General features: G+C 67.4%; 17 protein-coding genes. 8 read left to right on the plus strand and 9 right to left on the minus strand.

Annotated features, from left to right (window positions below):
* Positions 1–35 precede the first annotated feature (35 nt).
* The 3 genes from ACX9MO_RS01560 (at position 36) to ACX9MO_RS01570 (ending at position 3861) form a co-directional block, all read left to right on the plus strand.
* Positions 36–326, plus strand: coding sequence for an SCP2 sterol-binding domain-containing protein (locus ACX9MO_RS01560; protein ID WP_222494922.1), 291 nt, complete (start codon positions 36–38; stop codon positions 324–326).
* An 18-nt stretch (positions 327–344) separates the two neighbouring features.
* Positions 345–1304 (plus strand): alpha/beta hydrolase, encoded by a 960-nt coding sequence (locus ACX9MO_RS01565; RefSeq protein ID WP_462213296.1) that lies wholly within the window; start codon positions 345–347, stop codon positions 1302–1304.
* A 736-nt stretch (positions 1305–2040) separates the two neighbouring features.
* Positions 2041–3861, plus strand: a complete 1821-nt coding sequence (locus tag ACX9MO_RS01570; protein WP_462213297.1) for a M3 family oligoendopeptidase — start codon at positions 2041–2043, stop codon at positions 3859–3861.
* Between the two features lie 328 nt (positions 3862–4189).
* On the opposite strand, the gene rpoH is transcribed toward ACX9MO_RS01570, so the two are convergent.
* Together rpoH and ACX9MO_RS01580 are read right to left on the minus strand one after the other, a co-directional pair.
* Positions 4190–5086, minus strand: a complete 897-nt coding sequence (gene rpoH, locus ACX9MO_RS01575) for an RNA polymerase sigma factor RpoH (protein WP_462213298.1) — start codon at positions 5084–5086, stop codon at positions 4190–4192.
* A gap of 164 nt (positions 5087–5250) precedes the next feature.
* A complete protein-coding gene (locus ACX9MO_RS01580) occupies positions 5251–6285 on the minus strand; it encodes an RluA family pseudouridine synthase (RefSeq protein WP_462213299.1) in 1035 nt (344 codons plus the stop codon).
* Between ACX9MO_RS01580 and ACX9MO_RS01585 the strand changes: the two genes are divergently transcribed.
* From ACX9MO_RS01585 to ACX9MO_RS01600, 4 genes are all read left to right on the plus strand, one after another.
* A complete protein-coding gene (locus tag ACX9MO_RS01585; protein ID WP_462213300.1) occupies positions 6284–6607 on the plus strand; it encodes a DUF6476 family protein in 324 nt (107 codons plus the stop codon). The two genes, ACX9MO_RS01580 and ACX9MO_RS01585, sit on opposite strands and share 2 nt — an antisense overlap.
* Before the next feature lie 362 nt (positions 6608–6969).
* Positions 6970–7959, plus strand: a complete 990-nt coding sequence (locus ACX9MO_RS01590) for an ABC transporter substrate-binding protein (protein ID WP_462213301.1) — start codon at positions 6970–6972, stop codon at positions 7957–7959.
* 106 nt (positions 7960–8065) lie between these two features.
* Complete coding sequence (locus tag ACX9MO_RS01595) at positions 8066–9112, plus strand: ABC transporter permease (protein ID WP_222492844.1); 1047 nt, start codon at positions 8066–8068, stop codon at positions 9110–9112.
* Between the two features lie 10 nt (positions 9113–9122).
* Positions 9123–10178, plus strand: a complete 1056-nt coding sequence (locus ACX9MO_RS01600; RefSeq protein ID WP_462213302.1) for a quaternary amine ABC transporter ATP-binding protein — start codon at positions 9123–9125, stop codon at positions 10176–10178.
* Between the two features lie 245 nt (positions 10179–10423).
* Here the strand turns inward: ACX9MO_RS01600 and ACX9MO_RS01605 are convergent, their stop codons facing one another.
* The 6 genes from ACX9MO_RS01605 to ACX9MO_RS01630 all read right to left on the minus strand — a co-directional run bounded on the left by ACX9MO_RS01605 (position 10424) and on the right by ACX9MO_RS01630 (position 17184).
* On the minus strand, positions 10424–11599 hold the full coding sequence (locus ACX9MO_RS01605) for an iron-containing alcohol dehydrogenase (protein WP_462213303.1): 1176 nt from the start codon (positions 11597–11599) through the stop codon (positions 10424–10426).
* Positions 11600–11771: 172 nt separating this feature from the next.
* Positions 11772–12614 carry an ABC transporter permease gene (locus ACX9MO_RS01610; RefSeq protein WP_462213304.1) on the minus strand — a complete coding sequence of 281 codons (843 nt, stop codon included), beginning with the start codon at positions 12612–12614 and terminating at the stop codon, positions 11772–11774.
* Complete coding sequence (locus ACX9MO_RS01615) at positions 12611–13474, minus strand: ABC transporter permease (protein ID WP_222492836.1); 864 nt, start codon at positions 13472–13474, stop codon at positions 12611–12613. The genes ACX9MO_RS01610 and ACX9MO_RS01615 overlap by 4 nt, the downstream gene beginning before the upstream one ends.
* 9 nt (positions 13475–13483) lie before the next feature.
* Entirely contained in the window at positions 13484–14578 is a 1095-nt protein-coding gene (locus ACX9MO_RS01620; RefSeq protein ID WP_462213305.1) for an ABC transporter ATP-binding protein, read from the minus strand.
* A 73-nt stretch (positions 14579–14651) separates the two neighbouring features.
* Entirely contained in the window at positions 14652–15761 is a 1110-nt protein-coding gene (locus tag ACX9MO_RS01625) for an ABC transporter substrate-binding protein (protein WP_462213306.1), read from the minus strand.
* Between the two features lie 79 nt (positions 15762–15840).
* On the minus strand, positions 15841–17184 hold the full coding sequence (locus ACX9MO_RS01630) for a glutamine synthetase family protein (protein ID WP_462213307.1): 1344 nt from the start codon (positions 17182–17184) through the stop codon (positions 15841–15843).
* Between the two features lie 106 nt (positions 17185–17290).
* Between ACX9MO_RS01630 and ACX9MO_RS01635 the strand changes: the two genes are divergently transcribed.
* Positions 17291–18073 carry a helix-turn-helix transcriptional regulator gene (locus ACX9MO_RS01635; protein ID WP_462213308.1) on the plus strand — a complete coding sequence of 261 codons (783 nt, stop codon included), beginning with the start codon at positions 17291–17293 and terminating at the stop codon, positions 18071–18073.
* Between the two features lie 108 nt (positions 18074–18181).
* Here the strand turns inward: ACX9MO_RS01635 and katG are convergent, their stop codons facing one another.
* Positions 18182–20356, minus strand: a complete 2175-nt coding sequence (katG, locus tag ACX9MO_RS01640; RefSeq protein WP_462213309.1) for a catalase/peroxidase HPI — start codon at positions 20354–20356, stop codon at positions 18182–18184.
* Positions 20357–20572: the final 216 nt, after the last annotated feature.

Raw genomic sequence — 20572 nt, forward strand, 5'->3', positions numbered from 1 at the left:
CCCCCTTTCAGAGCAAATTTTAAGGAGGAAACAGGATGAGCGATGTGATCACCGCGGCCGTGGCGGCCCTGAACGAGCGGCTCGACGGCAGTGGCATCGACGGGATCGCGAAGTTCGTGATCGAGGACGAAGGCGCGATCATCGTCGATGGCGACGGCGCCCGCGCCGGGGATGACGAGGCCGACGTGACACTCACCGCCACCCGCGAGACCTTCGAGGCGATCATCGGCGGCGAGATGAACCCGACCACGGCCTTCATGACCGGCAAGCTCTCGGTCGACGGTGACATGGGCAAGGCCATGGCGCTCGGCTCGGCCCTCGCCTGAGGATAAAGGCCTGAAGACATGGAAAAAGCCCCCTTCTACGACGAGATAGCAGAAGGCCCCGCCAGCGGGCGGGCCTACTGGGTCAAGGCGTCCGACGGGGTGCGCATCCGGGTCGGCCTCTGGTCGCCGGAGGGGGCGCGGGGCACTGTCCTGCTCTTCCCCGGCCGCACCGAGTACATCGAGAAATACGGCCGCGCCGCCGTCGATCTGGCCGCGCGCGGCTATGCGACGCTGACAATCGACTGGCGCGGTCAGGGCCTCGCGGACCGGCTCTCGGGCGACCGGAGCCTCGGCCACATCGGCCATTTCACGGATTATCAGAAAGACGTGGCCGCTGCGCTGGATGTCGCCGAGGCCGAAGGGCTGCCGAAGCCCTACTACCTGATTGCCCATTCCATGGGCGGTGCCATCGGGCTGCGCGCCCTGATGGAGGGGGCCCCGGTCGAGGCCGCCATGTTCACCGCGCCCATGTGGGGCATCCGGCTGGCAGCCGCCACCCGCCCCGCCGCCTGGGCGGTGGCCTGGGGCAGCGTGCGGCTGGGGTTGGGGCATGTCTTCGCGCCGGGCACCACGGGCGCGACTTACGTTCTGACCTGCCCCTTCGAGGAGAACAAGCTCACCACCGACCGGGAGATGTGGGACTACATGTTCCACCAGGCCCGGCTCCATCCGGAGATGTCGCTGGGCGGGCCCAGCCTGCACTGGCTGCACGAATCCCTGCGCGAGATGCAGGTCCTCGGCCGCCGGGCCGCGCCGGATGTGCCCTGCGTGACCTTCCTCGGCACCGACGAGGAGATCGTCGATCCCGCGCGGATCGTCAGCCGCATGGGACAATGGCCCGGCGGACGGCTGGAGATGGTCGAGAGCGGCCGCCACGAGGTGATGATGGAAACGCCCGAGGTCCGCGCCCGGGTCTTCGACACCGCGGCGGAGCTTTTCGTGCCCCGCGCCCGCAGCCAGCCCGCCGACAGCGCCTGAGAGCCTGAAAGTCTGAAAGTCTGAAAAACTGCGGCCTCGCAGGCGTCGCGCGACCTGTGCCGGGCTGGCTGGGTCTTGAGCGCCCCCACCGCCCCACTTGCCCTGTCTTGCTGCTTCCTGCTGCCTGCTGCCTGCTGCCTGCTGCCTGCTGCCTGCTGCCTGCTGCCTGCTGCCTGCTGCCTGCTGCCTGCTGCCTGCTGCCTGCTGCCTGCTGCCTGCTGCCTGCTGCCTGCTGCCTGCTGCCTGCTGCCTGCTGCCTGCTGCCTGCTGCCTGCTGAAAAATCTGCGCGATGCCCCGCAGATGTAAAGCCGGTCTTCGCGCGCGCGGTCTTCACGCGCGCGTCGGCTCCCACCTGCTCCTCCGGAGCGCGCGCCGGGCAGCGCCGAACCGAGGGGTGGCGCGAGAGCGCCGCCCCGTGGGGGCGGTTCGGCGCTGCCCGGCCGCGCGGCCGGGCGGGACATTTCGGGGGAATAGAGCAAGGGAAACGAGGGCTGCGCGCGGCGCGCGTCAGGGGCGACCTGGATAAAGGACCAGGAAGGTGTTCCTCCATCAGCGCAGCCCCCTGCCCGCATCCGGTTCACTCCCTCCCCCCTGCCGGGACACCGCGCCGGAGCGCGCCGTCCTGCCCCGCTCGGGCGGGAGAGCGCCGCCTGCCTGTGCGGCAGGCAGCCGAGAGGACTTGAGACCCCCTGCCCCGGGGCCTATGTCTTGAGCAGCACAAGTACAGGAGACGTCATGATCCCGCTGCCTTTCCCCGTGTCCGATGCCAATGCCAGCCAGGGCGGCAAGGGTCTTGGCGACCTGCCCGAATGGGACCTGACCGATCTCTACGCCGCGCCCGATGCGCCGGAGCTCAAGCGCGACCTCGACTGGTTGGAGCAGGCCTGCCTCTCCTTCGCCGAGGACTACGAGGGCAAGCTGGGCGAACTCGACGCCGAGGGCTTCCTGAACTGCGTGAAGCGCAACGAGCGCATCCAGTCCGTCTCGGGCCGGATCATGTCCTATGCCGGGCTGCGCTACTACCAGCTGACGACCGATGGCCAGCGGGCCAAGTTCATGTCCGACATGCAGGACCGGCTGACCAACTTCACCACCCCGCTGGTCTTCTTCACGCTGGAGCTGAACCGGCTGCCGGATGATTTCCTCGACGGGCTCTTTGCCGCGAATGCCGATCTCGCGCGCTACAAGCCGGTGTTCGACCGGATCCGCTCCATGAAGCCCTATCAGCTCTCCGACGAGCTGGAGAAGTTCCTCCATGACCTCGGCGTCGTGGGCGACGCCTGGGAGAAGCTCTTTGACGAGACCATCGCCGGGCTGACCTTCATGGTGGACGGCGAGGAGCTGAACATCGAGGGCACGCTGAACCTGCTGACCGAGCAGGACCGCAGCCAGCGCGAGGCCGCGGCCCGCGAGCTGGCCGCCGTCTTCTCCGAGAACATCCGCACCTTCGCCCGCGTGCACAACACGCAGGCCAAGGAGAAGGAGGTCATCGACCGCTGGCGCGGCATGCCCACGGCCCAGACCGGGCGGCACCTGTCGAACCATGTCGAGCCGGAAGTGGTCGAGGCGCTGCGCAACGCGGTGGTCGCGGCCTATCCGAAGCTGTCGCACCGCTACTACGAGCTGAAGCGCAAGTGGCTGGGCCTCGACCGGATGCAGGTCTGGGACCGCAACGCCCCGCTGCCCTCGGAAGAGACCCGCACCATCGACTGGGCGCAGGCCCGCGAGACGGTGATGAATGCCTATGACGCTTTCGATCCGCGCATGGCCGAGATCGCCAAGCCGTTCTTCGACAAGGGCTGGATCGACGCGGCCGTGAAACCCGGCAAGGCGCCGGGCGCCTTCGCCCACCCCACCGTGACCGACGTGCACCCCTACGTGATGCTGAACTACCTCGGCAAGCCGCGGGACGTGATGACACTGGCGCACGAGCTGGGCCACGGGGTGCACCAGGTGCTGGCCGCGGGCCAAGGCGAGATGCTCTCCTCCACGCCGCTGACGCTGGCCGAGACGGCTTCGGTCTTCGGCGAGATGCTGACCTTCCGCCGGCTGCTCGACAATGCCGTCGATGACAAGGAGCGCAAGACGCTGCTGGCCGGCAAGGTGGAGGACATGATCAACACGGTCGTGCGCCAGATCGCCTTCTACGACTTCGAGTGCAAGCTGCACGAGGCGCGCCGCGGCGGGGAGCTGACCCCCGACGACATCAACGCGCTGTGGATGTCCGTGCAGGCCGAGAGCCTCGGGCCGGCCTTCGACTTCATGGAGGGCTACGAGACCTTCTGGGCCTATATCCCGCACTTCATCCATTCGCCTTTCTACGTCTATGCCTATGCCTTCGGCGACGGGCTGGTGAATGCGCTCTACGCGGTCTACCGGGACCAGCCCGAGGGCTTCCAGGAGAAGTACTTCGACATGCTGAAAGCCGGCGGGTCGAAGCACCACAAGGAGCTGCTGGCGCCCTTCGGTCTGGATGCCACGGACCCGGCCTTCTGGGACAAGGGCCTGTCGATGATCTCGGGCATGATCGACGAGCTCGAGGCGATGGAAGACTGAGGCCCCCCTGCCGAGACATGAGGAAGGCCCGGTCGCGCTGCGGCCGGGCCTTTTTGCTGCGCCACGTCTGGCAACGCGGTGTCTTGATGCGCGGTGATGGGGCGGGGTTCCGTTCGACCGGCGCGATACGTCTGCGGGTGGGCGCGTAAGAATTTTAAGGAAAATTCTTCTCAAAATTCTTGCTTCAGGAATTTTGGTGGCGACGCCTCGGCGGTGGCGCCTGTGACGGGGTCATGAAAAAGGGGGGCTGTCTGCCCCCCCTTGGCCCCGTTGGGGCCAAGCCCCCCCGAGGATATTTCCGAACAGTGGATGGGGGCCACCCCGCGCTTTACACGGCGGGGAGCATGCCCTTGTCGGAGGCCAGTTCGCGCATACGCTTTTGCAGCTTCTCGAAGGCGCGGACCTCGATCTGGCGGATGCGCTCGCGGCTGACGTCGTATTGCGAGGAGAGGTCCTCCAGCGTGACCGTCTCGTCCGAGAGGCGCCGCTGGGTAAGGATGTCCTTCTCGCGGTCGTTGAGCACCGACATGGCCTCCACCAGAAGCTCGCGGCGGGCGGTCATCTCGTCGCGTTCCTCGTAGTCGGTGGCCTGGTCGGCATCCTCGTCCTCGAGCCAGTCCTGCCATTGCATCGTGCTGTCGGCGTCGGAGCCGACGGTGGCGTTCAGCGAGGCATCGCCGCCGGACATACGGCGGTTCATCGAGGTGACTTCATCCTCGGTCACGCCAAGGTCGTTGGCGATCTGCTTGACGTGTTCCGGGCGCAGGTCGCCCTCCTCCAGCGCGCCGATGCGGGCCTTCGCCTTGCGCAGGTTGAAGAAGAGCTTCTTCTGCGCCGAGGTCGTGCCCAGTTTCACGAGGCTCCAGGAGCGCAGGATGTATTCCTGGATCGAGGCGCGGATCCACCACATCGCGTAGGTCGCGAGGCGGAAGCCCTTCTCGGGGTCGAAGCGTTTCACCGCCTGCATCAGGCCGACGTTGGCCTCGGAGATCACCTCGGCCTGGGGCAGGCCATAGCCGCGGTAGCCCATGGCGATCTTGGCCGCGAGACGCAGGTGGGAGGTCACCAGGCGGTGCGCCGCCTGCGTGTCCTGATCTTCGACCCAGCGTTTCGCCAGCATGTATTCTTCTTCGGGCTCCAGGAGGGGAAACTTGCGGATCTCCTGAAGGTAGCGGTTCATCCCGCCTTCCGGCGTCGGGGCCGGCAGATTGGCGTAGTTGCTCATGTCCCGTTCTCTCTCGTCTCTGCGCCCCATGTAAGAGGCTTTAACATCCAGATAGGGTGCCTGTGACGCCGGTTCAAGCGCCGTGGGTTACCTATGCTTAACGCACGAGATACCGGGATCTGACGCAAAAAAGCGCGATGTTACCGCTGACTCACGTCGATGTGTCAGGCCGGTGAACTGCGCAACGCCTCCAGTAGGCGGGACATGTCGGCAGGCAGAGGGGCGCTGAAGCGGAGCATTTCCCCGGTAACGGGGTGTTCGAAGCCCAGCACGGCCGCGTGCAGGGCCTGACGCGGGAAAGCGTTCACCGCGGCAATCGCGGGCTCGCTCACGGCGCGGGGCGAGAGTTTGCGGCTGCCGCCGTAGACCGGATCGCCCACGAGGGCGTGGCCGACATGGGCCATGTGGACGCGAATCTGGTGCGTGCGGCCGGTTTCCAGCCGGCATTCCAGCAGCGCGAGCGCAGGCGGTGTGCCGAAGGTCTCCTCGACCCGGGCGCGGGTGACGGCGTGGCGGCCGGTGTTGAAGAAGACCGCCTGTTTCTGCCGGTCGTGCCGGTGGCGGGCAAGCTGGGTGGTGATCTTGAGCACCCCGCCCTGCTCGAAGGAGGTACCGCGAATTCCGCGCAGCCGGGGATCGGCCGCGTCGGGCGCCCCGTAGCAGATCGCCTGGTAGGCGCGTTCGGCGCTGTGGGCCTCGAACTGGGCGGCAAGCCCGTGGTGGGCGCGGTCGCTCTTGGCCACCACCAGCAGGCCGGAGGTGTCCTTGTCGATCCGGTGCACGATGCCGGGCCGCTTCTCGCCGCCGATGCCGGAGAGCGTGTCGCCGCAATGGGCGAGGAGCGCGTTCACCAGCGTGCCGTTGGGCGAGCCGGGCGCGGGATGGACGACCATGCCCGCGGGCTTGTTGACCACGATGACGTCTTCGTCCTCGTAGGTGATGTCGAGCGGGATCGCCTCCGGGGCGACCAGCGTGTCGTGGAGTACGGGTATCGTGATCTCGATGACCTCCCCTTCGGCGACTTTCGTTTTCGGATCGCTGAGGACCTCGTCCCCGCGGCTCACGGCGCCTTCCGCGATCAGCTTTGCCAGCCGGGTCCGGGAGAGCGAGGCGCTCTCTGGCACATCCCGCGAAAGCGCCTTATCAAGACGGGGCGGCGGGTCCGCGGCAATGGTGATGACAAGGCGGTCAAGGTCCATGGAGGACAATCCTCAGCAGCAAGAGATGAACGAACCCGCGAACCTTCGGTTCCTGCGGCGCCTCGTGACGGCGCTCACCGGGACTATGATCGTGGGCCTCATAATCCTCATTGCGCTGATTGTCATCCGTTTCTGGTCCACCCCGCCCGCCGGCCCCGCCCTGCCGGTGCTGCCGGAAGCGATTTCCCTGCCCGAGGGCGCGACGGCGCAGGCGGTCACCTTTGGCGCGGGTTGGGTTGCCGTGGTGACGGACGACCAGCAGATCCTCGTCTACGACGCGACAAGCGGAGCCCTGCGCGGCAGCCTCGACCTGACCGACTGAACCGGGGACCGGGCCCACGGATCAGGCCCACGGATCGGGCCCAGCCCGGTCGGTCTCCCGCGTTTCGCCCGATCCCGCTTACATCGTGATCCGCACCTAGCGTGACACCCCGCGCCGACAAGGCAGCGCCCTGTGCGGCCCTGCGGGAGACCCGCGCGACTCTGTGCACTGACGCATCACCTTGTTACCAAAATGTCACGTGATCCGGTTGCATCCACCCGGCGCGACTGTTAGCAACTGCTTCGATGATGAAAGCAAAGCCCCCGACGTCGCGCGCCGAAAGCGCTTGAATTGACTGAGACGCCCGTGTCTCCCCCCTTTGCCATCCAGATGAATACTTTCCCATATCGAAGGAGTTTCCCATGCGTAAGACGACGCTTGTCACATCGGCTGTTGCCGCGACCCTGATGATGCCGCTGGCCGCCCAGGCACAGGATGGCGACACCGGCACCTGCGGCGAGGTCTCGATCGCGCAGATGGGCTGGGCCGCTGCCGAAGTGACCACCAACATCGCCAAGTTCCTGCTGGAACAGGGCTATGGCTGCGACGTGTCGCTGGTGCAGTCCGACACGGTGCCCGCGATCACCTCGGTCGCCGAGAACGGTGAGCCCGACGTGGTGACGAACCTCTGGCTGAACTCCGCCGGCGACGCCTACAACCGCCTCGAAGAAGGCGGCACCATCAAGCGCCTCACCTCCGTGCTGGAGCCCGGCGGCGTCGAAGGCTGGTGGATCCCCACCGCGCTGGCCGAGGAACACCCCGAGCTGACCACCATCGAGGGCATCATGGCGAACCCCGAACTGGTCGGGAACCGCTTCAACAACTGCCCCGACGGCTGGGGCTGCCGCGTGGTGTCCGACAACCTCGTGCGCGCACTCGACCTCGAAGACAGCGGCATCGAGGTCTTCAACCACGGTTCGGGCGAGACGCTGGCAACCTCCATGGGCGCCGCCGTCACCGATGGCGAACCCTGGTTCGGTTACTACTGGGGCCCGACCGTGCCGATGGGCAAATACGACATGACCCGCGTCGACCTCGGCGGCTACGACGAGGCGGCCTTCGCGCCGCTGCAGAACGCCGACACCCCGGACCCGCAGGTCTCGGACTTCCCGGCCGCGCCGATCCTGACCTCGGTCACCACCGCCTTCGCGGAGGAGAACCCGGCCGTGACCGAGTTCTTCACCAACATGACCTTCGAGACATCGATGATGTCGGGCCTGCTGGCGTGGCAGGACGAGAACAACGCCTCGGCCGAGGAAGTGGCCGTGCACTTCATCAGCGAGAACCCGGGCATCTGGTCCGATTGGATCAACGACGCCGCGCGGGAAAACCTCGCGCAGCTGATCCAGTAACAGCACCTTTCCGAGGCGCCCTGCGCCCTTCCGGACGGGGCCGGTCGACCGGCCCCGTTCTTTTCGTTTCACAACAAGGGCGGGCCCATCGGGGTCCGACAACTTCATGGCAACCTATGACGGCCTCTTCGACACGCTGGGCCTGAGGGAGTGGTGCGACGGCGGCGCCAGCGACGGCCCGATGTCCATGGCCGACCTGCTGGCCAAGACCAAGGGCGGCGATGCTGCCGCGTCCTCCTCCACCCCGCTCCGCGACCTCCCCTTCCCCTCCCTCGACGCGCTGCACGACGCCTGCGGCGCGATCCCCCAGACCCGCGACCTGACGCAGGGGCTGGAGGCGGGCTTCCTCGCGATCCGCGATGCGCTGCGCATCGTCGTGGACCCGCTGACCCAGCCGCTCAGCTGGATGCTGCGCGAAATGCTCTGGGTCATGACCGCGACACCCTGGTGGATCATGGTGCCGATCCTGCTGCTGATCACATGGGCCGTGGCCCGGTCGTGGAAGATCGTGGGCTTCGTCGCCCTCGTCATCGGGCTGCTGGCCTTCGTCGATCACTACGACGTGGCGATGCAGACCCTCGCGATCATCTTCGTCTGCGCCTTCATCTGCGTCCTCTTCGGGGTGCCCATCGGGATTGCCATGTCGCGCAGCGACCGGATGCAGAACATCGTGACGCCGATCCTCGACATGCTGCAGACGCTGCCCCCCTTCGTCTACCTAATCCCGCTGATCTTCCTCTTCTCGGTGACCGAGCCCAAGCTCTACGGCATCGCGGTGATCCTCTATGCCATTGTGCCCGTGGTGCGGCTGACCAACCTCGGCATCCGGCTGGTGGACAAGGACGTGATCGAGGCGGCGGACGCCTTCGGCATGACCAACCGGCAGAAGCTCTTCGGAGTGCAGATCCCGCTGGCGCTGCCCAACATCATGGCCGGCGTGAACCAGACGATCATGATGAGCCTCGCCATGGTGGTGATCGCCTCGATGGTCTCGGCCCCCGGGCTCGGCATCCTCGTGCTGCGCGGCATCCGCAACCTCGAACTGGGCGTGGGCCTCGTCGCGGGCTTCGGCATCGTGGTGCTGGCGATCGCGCTCGACCGCGTGACCAAGGCATCGCTGGCCCGGATCGACGCCAGCCAGGCCAACCGCTGAGGAGACAGACATGAGCGATACCATCAAGGTCTCCATCCGCAACCTCTACAAGATCTTCGGCGACGACCCGCAGGGGGCGCTCGCCAAGGTCCGCGAGGGGATGACCAAGGCCGACCTGCTGGAGCAGGAGAACCACGTCCTCGGGCTGAACGACATCAACGTCGACATGAAGGAGGGCCAGATCACCGTGATCATGGGCCTCTCCGGCTCGGGCAAATCCACGCTGATCCGGCACCTGAACCGGCTGATCGAGCCCACGGCGGGCGAGGTCCTCGTGAACGGCGAGGACATCCTCGCCTACAGCGAGGCACAGTTGCGCCAGCTGCGCCGGGTGAACATGTCGATGGTGTTCCAGAAGTTCGCCCTCCTGCCCCACCGCACGGTGCTGGAGAACGCGGGCATGGCGCTCGCGACGCAGGGCATCTCGCGCGAGGACTACGAGAGCGAGGCGCGCAAGTGGCTCGACCGGGTCGGGCTGGCCGGTCAGGACGACCAGTATCCGCACCAGTTGTCGGGCGGGATGCAGCAGCGCGTGGGCATTGCCCGGGCGCTCGCCTCGAACTCCGACATCATGCTGATGGACGAGGCCTTCTCGGCGCTCGATCCGCTGATCCGCACCGACATGCAGGACCTGCTGCTGGAGTTGCAGGCCGAGCTGCACAAGACCATCGTCTTCATCACCCACGACCTCGACGAGGCGCTGAAGCTGGCGGATCACCTCGTGATCCTGAAGGACGGCGCCGTCGTGCAGCAGGGCGAACCGCAGAAGATCCTGCTGGCCCCGGCCGATCCCTACATCGAGGACTTCGTGGCCGACATCAACCGCGCCCGCGTACTGCGTGTCCGCTCGGTCATGGAACCCGGTGAGGGCGGGCCCTCTGCGGGCGACGTGGCGCCCAACGACAACCTCGAAAGCCTCATCGCCCGGTCGGAAGGCGCGGTGGATCGCAGCTTCCGCGTGGTGAAGGACGGGGCAGTGATCGGCCATATCACCATGGCCGACGTGATGCGCGCCCTCGTGCCGCGCCGCTCCAGCGACGAGAGTGCGCAGAACAAGGCTGCCTGAGCCCTGCACCTGACCCGAACCGAAGGACGCCGGACCCTGCGGGGCCCGGCGTTTTCATGTCCGGTGGCGACCGATGCTGGTCCGCGCAGGCAACGCCGCACGGTGGCGGGCAGATGACAGAGGCAGCCGGGCCCCGTCACGCCCCGTCACGCCTTGGCGCAGCTGGCCCCCTTCCTCGGTGACGCCGGGCGACTGGGGCCTGCGCCATCAGAGTGACGCCCTGCCCCGTTGACCCACCGGCGCCCTTACCGGGCCGCGGCGAGGATCTCGCGCAGGCCCGCCTCCGTCAGCGTCACCGGGTTGCCGCCCGCACAGGGGTCGCGCAGGGCGTCGCGGATCAGCGCGGGTTCGTCCTCCGCCGCGATCTCCAGCCCCATGCCGCCAAGCGTCGCGGGCATGCCGATGCCCTGCGAGAGCCCTTCCAGCCATGCCAGAACCGCCGCACCGGGCTCTGCGCCCTCCAGCTCCAGCCAATGGGCCAGCGTCCGCATCTGCGGCGCCACGGCGGGCAGGTTGAAGCGCAGCACATGGGGCATCAGCACGGCGTTCAGCATCCCGTGATGCGCATCGTAGCGCGCCCCCAGCGGGTGGGCGAGCGCATGAACCGCCCCCAGCCCCTTCTGCAGCGCGGTGCAGGCCATGGCGGAGGCCACCAGCATGTTGGCGCGCGCCTCCATGTTCGCGGGCTCTGCCACCGCCGCGGGCAGCGCGTCGCGGATCATCTTCAGCGCGGTCAGCGCCAGCCCATCGGCCATCGGGTGCCAGCCCGGCGCACAGAGCGCTTCCATCGCGTGGGAGAGCGCATCCATCCCCGTGGCCGCCGTCAGCCCGGCCGGCAGGCCCACCGTCACCTCGGGGTCGAGGATCACGAGGCCGGGCAGCATCGCGGGATGGAAGATGATCGCCTTGCGGTGTTCCACCGGGTCGGTGATCACCGAGGAGCGCCCGAATTCCGAGCCGGTCCCGGCGGTCGTGGGCACGGCCACCACGGGCAGCATTCCGCCCGTGTCGACGCGGCGCCAGTTGTCGCCGATATCCTCGAAGTCCATGATCGGGCGGTCCTGCCCCACCATCATCGCCACCGCCTTGGCCGCATCCATGGCCGAGCCGCCGCCCATGGCGATGACCCCGTCATACCCCCCCGCCGTCAGCGCCGCGACGCCCGCCGCCACGTTGTCGCTGGTGGGGTTGGGCTGCACGTCGCTGAAGAGCCCGTGGGGCAGCCCGGCCGCCTCCAGCGCGGCCTGCGCATGGGCAATGATCCCCGCGCCGGCAAGGCCGCGGTCGGTGATCAGCAGCGGCTTGGTCACGCCCAGTTCGGCAAGCGCCGCGGGCAGTTCGGCAAGCCGTCCGGCACCGAACCAGACGAGGGTCGGGAAGCTCCAGCGGCTCTGGAGCGTGGTCCAGTCGAGATCGCTCATGGGATGTCTCCGTTGATAGGGCACGCCGGCGCGGCCCGGGATCGGGGAAGGCCCGCAGGGGCCGGTATCAGGGGAAGGCCAGCCCCGCCGGGGCTGGCGGTCGCCTCAGCCGCCCTTCAGGGGGCTGAGGGTCAGGCTTTGCCAGCCCCGCCGGGGCTGGTTGGCAGTGGGCTCAGCCCGCCTCGGCCGCCGCGCGGGCCAGCGCCCGCTTGCGGTCGGCGCGGCGGCGCAGCCGGTCCACGGCGAAGATCAGCACCAGCGCCGGGACGAAGGTCAGCGTGGCCAGTGCCGGGTAGATTGGCGAGGAGCCGACGGCGATCCCGCTGAAGACAAAGGTCGGCAGGGTCCGGGCCGAGCCCGAGAGGCTGTAGGTGATGTAGAAATTGCCCCAGGACAGCAGGAAGGCGAAGGTCGCCGCCGAGAAGATGCCGGGCCAGAGCAGCGGCAGCGTGACCTCGCGCAGGATCTGCCAGCGGGTCGCGCCCGCGTCCTCGGCGGCATAATCGAGCGTGTCGTCGTAGCCCTGCATCTGGACCGAGATGATCACGATGCAGAAGGGCACGATATAGACCACGTGGCCGATCACCGCCGACCAGAGGCCGGGCGACATGTTCAGCCAGCCCGCCAGCACCGAGAACCACAGCAGCATGACCACCCCCAGCAACAGCTGCGGGAAGAGCAGCGGCGCGAAGGTCAGCACCCGGAAGCCCCACTGGAAGCGGAAGCGGTAGCGGCTCCAGGCGAAGGCCCCGGCGAGGCCCAGAACCGTGGCAAAGAGCGTCGCGAGCACGGCCAGGACCGCCGAGTTGCCAAGCGCCGACCAGAAGCTGCGATCCGCCAGAAGCTCGCCATACCAGCGCAGGCTGAAGCCCGGGATCGGCCACGACAGGAACCGGCTTTCGGTGAAGGAGAACAGGATCAGCGTGGCGATGGGGATGTAGAAGAACACCAGCACCGCCGCGACCGAACCGTAGAGCACGATATCCGCGAGGCGTTTTTCGAGACGGTCATTCATGCCTTGGACCTCCGCATCCGGATCGCGGCGAGGCCACCCGCCGCCGCCAGCACCAGCGCGCCGATCACGATCAGCACGATGGTCAGCGCCGCCCCGAGGGGCCAGTTCACGCGGGTCTCGAAGCTCTGCCGGATCAGCTCCGCCGCCATGGGAGAGGTCCCGCCGCCCATCACCTTGGGCTCGAGGAAGACCCCGAGCGCGAGCACGAAGACCAGCACCGCGCCCGCGAGGATGCCGGGCCTTGCCAGCGGCAGCGTCACCTCGAAGAACGTGCGCAGGCGCGTCGCCCCGGCATCGTAGGAGGCCAGCACGAGGTCCCGGTCGATCCGCGCCATGGACAGCGCCGTGGTGAAGATCGTGTAGGGCAGCAGGTTGTAAACCATGCCGATCATCGTCGCCGTAGGTGAAAACAGCACATCCACCGCACCGGGACCGAAGCCCAGGCCCGCCAGCATTCCGTTCAGCACGCCCGAGCGGTCAAGGAACAGCACCCAGCCGAAGGTCTTCAGCACCGCATCCGTGAGGAAGGCAAAGACCATGAGCAGCGTGATATGGTGCGACCACTTGCTGAGCCGGTTGATCATCGCATAGGCGATCGGCACCGCCAGCACCGTGGTCAGCGCGGTGCAGACCAGCGCCATGACCAGCGTCCGCCACATGATCCGCCAGTAATGCCATTGGCCGAAGACGTCGCGCCAGATGTCGAGGTCCCATGTCCAGACCAGCCGGTAATACTGCGTCCCCTGGAAGGACAGCAGCGCGGTCATCCCCAGCGGGATCACGAAGAAGGCCGCGAAGATCACCAGCAGCGGCAGGGTCGAGAGTTGCAGCGCGCCATCGCGCCAGGACTTGTCCTGCATCGCCATGGCTCAGGGCCTCACCGCGAAGATGTCCGAAAGCGTCAGGCCGAGGCGCACCGCATCGCCGGCCTGCGCGGGCAGGACGGAGGTGCCCGGCAGGTCCATGACGATCTCGGCGCCGCCGCCGTTGGGGGCCACGCGATACTGGATCGAGGCCCCGCGGATGAAGAACTCCGCCACCTCGCCCTCGATCGTGGCCTCGGCGGTTTCACCGGGCGCCAGCAGGCGGAGCATCTCGGGGCGGATCATGAGAAGCGCCTCGCCCCCCTGCTCCAGCCCCGGCGCCAGCTGGCCGGGCGCCAGCATCGGTGCGGCGCAGTCGAGGGCATCGCAGTCGAACCGCAGCCCCGCGCCCTCGGGCGTCAGCCGGGCGGGCAGCAGGTTGGTGTCCCCGATGAAACCGGCGACAAAGGCATCGGCGGGGCGATAGTAGATCTCGGCCGGCGCCCCCAGCTGGACGATCTGGCCCGCGCGCATCACGCAGATCCGGTCGGCCAGCATCATCGCCTCCTCGAGGTCGTGGGTGACGTGGACGAAGCTGGTGCCCACGTGGCGGTGCAGGTGCTTCAGCTCCGCCTGAAGGGATTTCTTGAGCTTCGCGTCGAGCGCCGACATCGGCTCGTCCAGCAGCAGGACCGGCGGCTGCGACACCATCGACCGGGCCAGCGCCACGCGCTGCTGCTCACCGCCCGACAACTCGTGCGGGAAGCGCGTGAGATAGCTTTCCTTCAGCCGCATCAGCTCGATCATGCGGCGCACGGCGGCGTCGATCTCGGCTGCCGGGCGCTTGGCCAGCTTGAGCGGGAAGCCGATGTTCTCGGCCACGGTCTTGTGCGGGAAGAGCGCGAGTTTCTGGAACACCATCCGCGTCGGCCGGGCCGAGGCCGGCACGCCCGCCATGTCGCGCCCGTCGATCGTCAGGCTCCCGCCCGAGAGGTCCTCGAAGCCTGCGAGGATCTTGAGCAGCGAGGTCTTGCCGCAGCCCGAAGGCCCCACGAGGGCGAGGAATTCGCCATTGGCGACGCTCAGCGAGATGTCGGTCAGCGCGCGGTAGTCGCCGTAGTATTTCTGGATTCCGGTCGCTTCGATGATCGGGGATGGCACGTGCGGTCGTCCTGTCAGAAGGGGGTGGAAGGGGCCCGGTCGGGCCCCTTCTCCGTGAGGGGTAAAGAGGGGCTCAGCGGGCGGCGGCCAGCTCCTGCTGCCAGATTTCCAGCATGTCGTCGATGTTGGGCGCCACGTCGTGGAACATCGACTTGTCCCAGGCCTCCCACATGTAATCCATCTGGAGCACGTCCTTCTGCTCGTCCGAGAAGAGCTCTTCCGTCGCCTGCGAGGGCACGAGGTTGCAGGTCGCCTCGGTCCAGGCCAGTTCCACGGCCACCTCCGGCGAGGTCATGTGCTTGAGCAGCGCCTTGGCCTTCTCGGCGTCGGCCGGATCCTTCACGATGCCGCTGGCCTCCATCCAGATGATGCCCTGGTTCAGGCCGTCCTTCGGTTCGGGCACGATGGACTGGATGTGCTTCTGTCCGTCCTTGCGCAGCGCCGAGGTGCAGTAGGTGCCACCGCCGATCAGGGTGCGGAAGGAGCCGTCCATGAGGCCCTTCTGCGCGACCGACAGGTCGGCCACCACGGCGCGGGTGTTCTTGAACAGCGCCCGCAGCACCAGCCGGATCTCGTTCAGCTCGGCCTGGTCGAGTTCCTTGTAGGGGTTGATCCCCGCGTGCAGCGCCATCGGCATGATCGGCCAGTCGCCCCAGTCGAGGACACAGATCTTGTCCTTGTAGGCCGGGTCGAAGCAGGGATCGTAGCTGCGCCAGGTGTCGAGGTCGTCGTACTGGGTGTTCACCGTCGGGCCGACCCAGCCCCAGCGGGTCGGCAGGCCCGTGGTCTGGCCGTCGAACTGCAGCGGGCCAAAGGGCGCGCGGAACTGCTCGTAGAAGCTGTCATAGACATCCGCGAACTCGGCATCGTCGATGAACTCGGCGATCCCGGCCGGCCCCATGCGCTGCACCCAGGGGCTGTCGGTCGAGACGACGTCGAAATCACGCCACGCGCCGGCGGCCAGCTTGGCGAACCCGCCCGGGCTGTCGGTGATCAGGTCGATGGAGAGGTTGACGTCCTGCGCGGCCTCGAAGGGCTCGATGATCGAGGGTTTGTCGTAGCCTTCCCAGCACATGTATTGCATCGAGGTGGCGGCCCGGGCCCGGCGCGGCATCATCCCCGCAGCGGCCATGCCGGTGGCGCCCATGCCCTGCAGGAAGGCCCGGCGGTTGGGTGAGAACATGCTCAGTCCATTGGTCTTTTTCATGATTTACTCCCAGTTGGTTGTTGCCGCCCCCGGTTGCGCGGGGGCGATTGTTCACTCACACCACTTCGAGGTACCGCTCGCGCTCCCATGCGGAGACATGGCGCAGGTAGGTCTCGTATTCGTGCCTCCGTGCGTCGGCGAAGCCCTCGACGAAGACATCGCCGAAGATCGCCCGCGCCCGGTCACTGGCGCGCAGACGGCGGGCCGCCTCGCCAAGGTCCATCGGCAGTGCAGCGCCTTCCGCCGCCCCCTCCGCATGGAGATCGCCCTCGGAGGGCGCGCCCGGCTCGATCCGGTTCTCGATCCCCCAGAGCCCGGCCCCGAGGCACATGGCCAGTGCCGCGTGGGGGTTCGTATCGGCCGAGGGAACGCGGAATTCGACCCGCGTGGCCGAGGGGCTGTCGTTCATCACCCGCGCCGCCACGGTGCGGTTCTGGATGCCCCAGCTGGCATGGGTCGGCGCCCACATGCCGGGCACCATGCGGCGATAGGCGTTCACCGTCTGCGCGCAGAGCGCCAGCAACTCGGGCATCAGGGTGACGAGGCCCCCGATGAAATGCCGCGCGGTGTCCGAGAGCCGGTCCGGGTCATTCAGGTCCGAGAAGACGGGCCGGCCCTCCGCGTCGCGCAGCGAGACATGCAGATGCCCCGACTGGCCCGAGAGCGTCTCCTTCAGCTTGGACATGAAGCAGGCGGTCAGCCCGTTGCGGCGGAAATAGCTCTTGGCGAAGTTCTTGAAGAGCGCCGCGTCATCGGCGGCCTTCACGCCCTCCGCATGGGTCAGCGGCACCTCGAGGCAACCCGGCCCCAGTTCGGTATGAAGCGCGTCCATCCCGATGCCGAGCGCGCGGGTCATCTCCTCCAGCCCGCTCAGCAGCGGCTGCTCGGTGGCCAGCGTTTCCAGCGAATAGGTCCGGTTCGCGAGGGCGTAGTGCTTGGGATCGGCAAAGCCCCCGGCGCGGAGCGTGGCGGCATCCTCGTCCAGCAGGAAAAACTCGAACTCGAAGGCGGAATGAACCGAGAAGCCCATCGCCTGCGCCTTCTCCAGCTGCCGCAGCAACTGGTTCCGGGCCGAGCGTTCGCCGAAGGCGGCGCTGTAATCCGCGATGCACACCGCCTCCTGCCCCTCGAAGGGCCAGGCCCGGACGGTCTCGGGGAAGAGACACCCCTCCACATCGCGGTAGGCCCCGCCGCCGAAGGTCTCCTCGGCGATATCCCAGTTGTAGAGCACGTCGCAGAAGGGATAGCCGCCCGCCAGCAGCTTCTCGGCCTTGGCGCGCTCCACGCGTTTCACGCGCAGTTGGCCGTCCGGGTCGAAGATCCCGATGTGCACATGGGTCGCGCCGATCCGGTCGAGCGTTTCCTTGAAGGCGTCCAGCCCTGCGGCATCCGATTGCATCTTGTCGTCGTTCCGTATTTTCTGGGTCGGCCACAGCTTAGGCAATCGCCGCCTGACAAAAATAACCCCAGAGGGGTATGGCTGCGGCACGGGTGGGACGGACGACATGAGTGACTGGAACAGATATCTGGCAGAGGCCATCTCGCAGGTCGGGGCCGAGGGGTTCGCCCCGGCGCTGGACCGTGCCTGCGAGACACTCTTTCCCTATGAAATCTCCATGTGTTTCGCCTACGAGGGGGCGCGTACGCCGGTGCCCCTGTGGCACAACATGGCCGCGCAGACGGCGCAGGTGGTGGTGACGGATTACTGCGTCGGCCCCTACCTGCTGGACCCGATCTATGCCGAGATCGAGGCCGGGCGCCGCAGCGGCACCGTGGCCCTGCGCCAACTGGCCCCGGACATGTTCTTCCAGTCGGAATACTATTCGACGCATTACAATCGGACCGGCATCCGGGACGAGATCGGTGTCTTCGCCGCCATCGGGCCGGGGCGCGTGGCCGTGCTCAGCTTCACCCGTCAGCGCGGTGCGCCGCTCTTCTCGGCCCGGGCCAAGACCCGCCTGGCCGAGGTCGCCCCGGTGATCGAGGCGCTGATGATCGCCCATTGGGGCACCGACCAGCGCGGCGCCGCGCCCGAGCCCCCTGCCCCCAGCACCACGCCGCCGCTGCAGGTCCTGCTCGACCGGCTGGCGCAGGGGGTGCTGACCGCACGCGAGACCGAGGTGATCGCCATGGTGCTGCGGGGCTATTCCTCCGCCGCCATCGCCGCCACGCTCGACATCAGCGACGAGACGGTGAAGGTCCACCGCAAGAACGCCTATCGCAAGCTCGGCATCTCGTCGCAGGCACAGCTCTTCTCGCTCTTCGTGGCGGCATTGGAGCCCGCCTGATCACCGCCCGGACCGCGGCTCTGCCCTGCTGCCTGACCCACCCGCCGGACACGAAAAACCCCGCGCAACCAAAGGGCTGCGCGGGGCGAAATCTCAGGGACGGATCGCTCAGGCGATGTCGAAGCGGTCCGCGTTCATCACCTTGGTCCAGGCCGCCACGAAGGCCTTGAGGAAGGCGGGCATGCCGTCATCCTGCGCATAGACTTCCGCGTAGGCCCGCAGGATCGAGTTCGAGCCGAACACGAGGTCCGCACGGGTGGCGGTGTAGGCCACGGCACCCGACTTGCGGTCGCGGATGTCGTAGACGCCGTTGCCCTTCGGCTCCCAAGCATAGACCATGTCCGTCAGGGTGACGAAGAAGTCATTGGTCAGCGCGCCTTCGGTCTGGGTGAAGACGCCATGCTTGGTCCCGCCGTGGTTGGTGCCCATGACACGCATCCCGCCGACCAGCACGGTCATCTCGTTCGCGGTCAGGCCCAGCAGCTGCGCCCGGTCGAGGAGCATTTCCTCGGCGGAGACGACGTAGTCCTGCTTCTGCCAGTTGCGGAAGCCATCGGCCACCGGCTCCAGCGCGTCGAAGCTGTCGGCATCGGTCATCTCTTCGGTCGCGTCACCGCGGCCCGGGGCGAAGGGCACCGTGATATCGTGACCGGCTGCCTTGGCCGCCATCTCGACACCGACGTTGCCCGCCAGCACGATGGTATCGGCGAGCGAGGCGCCTGCCGCAGAGGCCAGCGGCTCCAGCACGTTCAGCACGCGGGCCAGACGCTCGGGCTCGTTGCCGGCCCAGTCCTTCTGGGGCGCCAGACGGATGCGGGCACCATTGGCCCCGCCGCGCATGTCCGAGCCACGGAAGGTCCGCGCGCTGTCCCATGCGGTCGAGACGAGGTCAGCGACGCCGAGGCCCGAGGCCGCGATCTGCGACTTGAGCCCGCCGATGTCGTAGTTCACCGGGCCGGCGGGGATCGGATCCTGCCAGATCAGGTCTTCCTGCGGCACGTCGGGGCCGACGTAACGCGCTTTCGGGCCCATGTCGCGGTGGGTCAGCTTGAACCAGGCGCGGGCGAAGGTCTCGTTGAAATACGCCGGATCGGCCATGAACTTCTGGCAGATCGCGTTGTAGATCGGGTCCACCTTCATGGCCATGTCGGCGTCGGTCATGATCGGCATCTTCTTGATCGAGGGGTCCTCGACGTCGACCGGCATGTCCTCGCCCTTGATGTCCACCGGCTCCCACTGCCAGGCACCCGCGGGGGATTTCTTCAGCTCCCACTCGTGGCCGAAGAGCATCTCGAACCAGCCCATGTCCCACTGGGTGGGGTTCTTGGTCCAGGCGCCTTCGATGCCGGACACCACCGTGTCGCGGCCGATGCCGCGGCCCTTGGTGTTCATCCAGCCGATGCCCTGGTACTCTACGTCCGCCGCTTCCGGATCGGCCGAGAGGTCGGCCGCATCGCCGTTGCCGTGGCATTTGCCGATGGTGTGGCCCCCGGCGGTCAGCGCCGCGGTTTCCTCGTCGTCCATCGCCATCCGGGCAAAGGTCTCGCGGACCTGCGCCGCGGTCTTCATCGGATCGGGCTGGCCGTTCACCCCTTCCGGGTTCACGTAGATCAGGCCCATCTGGACGGCGGCCAGCGGGTTCTCCATGGTCTCGGGCTTGGAGACATCGCCATAGCGGCTGTCGGACGGCGCGAGCCATTCCTTTTCAGCGCCCCAGTAGACGTCCTTCTCGGGGTGCCAGATGTCCTCGCGGCCGAAGGCGAAGCCGAAGGTCTTCAGGCCCGCGACCTCGTAGGCGATCGTGCCCGAGAGGATCATCAGGTCAGCCCAGGAGACGGCATTGCCGTATTTCTTCTTGATCGGCCAGAGCAGACGGCGGCCCTTGTCGGTGTTCACGTTGTCGGGCCAGGAGTTCAGCGGCGCGAAGCGCTGGTTGCCGGTGCCGCCGCCACCGCGGCCATCGGCCAGACGGTAGGAGCCGGCGGCGTGCCATGCGACACGCGCGAACATGCCCACGTAGGAGCCCCAGTCCGCGGGCCACCACTCCTGGCTTTCCTTCATGAGCTGGCGCAGATCGTCCTTCAGCGCCTCGACGTCGAGCGTCTTCAGCGCGTCACGATAGTTGAAGTCCGCGCCGAGCGGCTTCGTCTTCGTGTCATGCTGGTGCAGGATGTCGAGGTTCAGTGCATTGGGCCACCAGCTGGTGACCGAGGTCTTGGTCGAGGTCTGACCGCCGTGCATGACGGGGCATTTGCCGCCTGCGGGAATATCGTTGCCGTCCATGGTTTCCTCCGGAATTGCTACCTGTGCTCCGGACGGGTCACTGGCCCGCCGGATATCCCATCGCCCTCATCCCGTGCGCAGGAGATCACGCTCGCCGGGGCTTGGGCCCTCTCTACCCGGGGGCGACGATAAACCAAAATCGCATTTTATTCACGTATCAATAAGATGAAACTATCACTCGAGCCCACGCCAAGTCCCCGCAGGCGAAACCGCAAA

The organism is Pseudooceanicola profundus, from assembly GCF_054919315.1.